We start from the raw sequence: 2392 nt of genomic DNA, 5'->3' as shown, positions 1-2392 counted from the left end.
TCGGGCGAACTGGACCTGCGCGACGCCGCGGAGGTCGGCGACGCGGTCGGCTCGTTCGCCGAGACCGCGCTGGACAACGATCTGCGCCCGGTGGTGGTCAACGCCGCCGCCTACACCGCCGTGGACGCGGCCGAGAGCGACGCGGACGCGGCGCGGTCGATCAACGTGGACGGAGCTGCTGCGTTGGCCAGGGCCTGCGCGGCCCGCCGGGTTCCGCTGGTGCACATGTCCACCGATTACGTCTTCTCCGGCGATGCGGATGTGCCGTACGAACCGGACGATCCGGCCGAGCCGCGCACCGTTTACGGCCGCACGAAGCTGGATGGGGAGCGGGCCGTGCTGTCCGCGGGAGCCCGCGCCTGCGTGGTGCGAACCGCGTGGGTTTACGGCGCGGGAGGACAGAACTTCGTGCGCACGATGGCCCGCCTGGAACGGGAACGGGATTCGCTGTCCGTTGTGGACGACCAAGTCGGGGCACCGACCTGGACCGGTGATCTGGCGGCGGGAGTGGTGCAGCTCGCCGGATCGTTCGCCGAGCGCCGCGACCCGCAGCGCCCGGTGCTGCATTGCACCAATGCCGGGCGGACCAGCTGGTTCTCCTTCGCCCGCGCGGTGTTCGCCGAACTCGGCGCCGACCCGGAGCGGGTGCGGCCGTGCTCGACGGAGGAATATCCGCGGCCCGCGCCCAGACCGGCGCACTCGGTGCTGTCCGGGCGCGCATGGGCCGCGGCGGGTTTGACGCCGTTGCGAGACTGGCGATCGGCGCTCACCGCCGCCTTCGAGGCCGACGGTGCTGCGCTGCGCCGCTGACGGCGCCCTTCTTTCCGCTGTCCGCAGTGGACATGAAGGTGGCCGTGGCCGCGGGACGGCTCCCCGCGCCCACGGCGCAGGTGGAGCTGATCAGCTCCGTCGGGTTCACAGCCCGAGGATGCCCAGCAGGCCGCCGTCCGAGCCGGAGTCCGAGCTCGAGCTGGTCTGCTGCGTCGCCGCCCCGTCCGGGCCGGCGACCGAGTGGCTCTCCTCGTAGGAGACCCGGCCGTCACCGTTGGAGTCGGCGCCCGCCGTGGTCTGGCTGGACTGCACACCTTCCGGACCCGCGACCGACTGGGTGCCCTCGAAGTCGGCGGCACCCGCGACCCCGGCGAACCCGAGCACCAGGGGGGCCGAAATCAGTCCGGCTGCGATTCCACGGTTCAGCTTGCGCATGAGAACTCACCTCTTCCGCTAGCTCGTGTCCTCGAATCCGTTCCGCTTTCAGGCACGGGACGAATCCGGTAGGTGACGAGACCGTCGATCGATCTCGCAACCGGTACAACACGAGATCCCGTCGATCACTTCCAGGTTTTCCGGTGTGGAACCTCACGGGACGGACGGCGAGCGGCTGGGTTTGCGCCCACGAACCGATCGGGAACGCGGGAAAACCGAGCGGGAAGGCGGGAAAACTGCCGTCAGCGGCTCACGGGCGGTCTTCGCGAGCCTGCTCGGGAGAATCCAGGCAGCAGTCGCCGAGGCATTCGCGCAGCCGCAGCAGTCCGTCCCGCAGCCGCGTTTTCACCGTCGATGGCGGAATGCGCAGCTGCTCGGCCGCTTCGCGATAGCTCAGTCCCCGGTAGTAGGTGAGCAGCACCGCTTCGGACTGCAACGCGGTCAGCGCGGACAGGCAGCTGCGGACCTTCAGGTGCTCGCAGTGCGCCAGCACCGTCTCGGTAACCGAGTCGTAGGCGGTCTCCTGCGAGCCCGCCGCGAACCGGTCGTCGCGTTCCCGCACCGCACGCGCCGAGCGCAGCCGGTCCACCGAACGCCGGCGCGTCACGGTGCTCACCCAGCTTTGCGCGCTGCCGCGTTCCGGGCGGTAGCGCGGCGCGGTGCGCCAGACCTCGATGAGCACTTCCTGCGCGACCTCTTCGGCCTGCGCGTCGTCGTCGAGCAGTTCCCGGGCCAGCGTCCGCACCGGTCGCACCGTGCGGTCGTAGAAGGTATGGAACGCCCGGAGATCTCCGCTGCCGATCTTCACCAGCAGCTGCTCGGTGCTGACTTCCCGGTCGATCGGACACTCGTCCATCCGCCACCTCCCATGCCTGGCAGATGCGCACCTGCCATCAGGTGTTTCGGAGCCGGCGGCCGGGCGGATTGGTCAAAGAACCCAATTCGTCCACAAAGGATGAACAGGACGCGCGAAAACGGGGGCCATCGCAGCGGCGTGGCGCGCTGCCGATGACCCCCGTCGAATGCGTACCCGGTAGACCACCGGGTTCGGCCTGCGAACGGCCTCAGCCGCCCGCGGCGGGAACCTCGGGCCGGTACCGCTGAGCGGCCCGTGCTCCCGTCGTTCGGCCGATCAGAGGCCGAGGCCGCCGGTGACGTCGTGCAGGCCGCCGCCCGCCTCTTCACC

At 70.3% G+C, this 2392-nt stretch carries 3 protein-coding genes; 1 reads left to right on the top strand and 2 read right to left on the bottom strand.

The window, feature by feature from the left end:
• A partial coding sequence (rfbD, locus tag IJH84_RS05155; RefSeq protein WP_295140895.1) for a dTDP-4-dehydrorhamnose reductase occupies nucleotides 1–810 on the top strand: 810 nt, incomplete at its 5' end.
• A 105-nt stretch (nucleotides 811–915) separates the two neighbouring features.
• On the opposite strand, the gene IJH84_RS05150 is transcribed toward rfbD, so the two are convergent.
• Complete coding sequence (locus IJH84_RS05150; protein WP_295140892.1) at nucleotides 916–1206, bottom strand: hypothetical protein; 291 nt, start codon at nucleotides 1204–1206, stop codon at nucleotides 916–918.
• A gap of 250 nt (nucleotides 1207–1456) precedes the next feature.
• Complete coding sequence (locus IJH84_RS05145) at nucleotides 1457–2062, bottom strand: sigma-70 family RNA polymerase sigma factor (RefSeq protein ID WP_295140889.1); 606 nt, start codon at nucleotides 2060–2062, stop codon at nucleotides 1457–1459.
• Between the last annotated feature and the right edge of the window lie 330 nt (nucleotides 2063–2392).

The organism is Saccharopolyspora sp., from assembly GCF_017434145.1.
GTDB classification, from domain to species: domain Bacteria; phylum Actinomycetota; class Actinomycetes; order Mycobacteriales; family Pseudonocardiaceae; genus Saccharopolyspora_C; species Saccharopolyspora_C galaxeae.
The sequence above is the reverse complement of the archived record's forward strand: the minus strand, read 5'-3'. Positions and strand labels throughout refer to the sequence as shown.

Coding starts and splice junctions, on each gene's coding strand:
- IJH84_RS05150 (WP_295140892.1), bottom strand. CDS start 1,206: ATGCGCAAGCTGAACCGTGGAATCGCAGCCGGACTGATTTCGGCCCCC.
- IJH84_RS05145 (WP_295140889.1), bottom strand. CDS start 2,062: ATGGACGAGTGTCCGATCGACCGGGAAGTCAGCACCGAGCAGCTGCTG.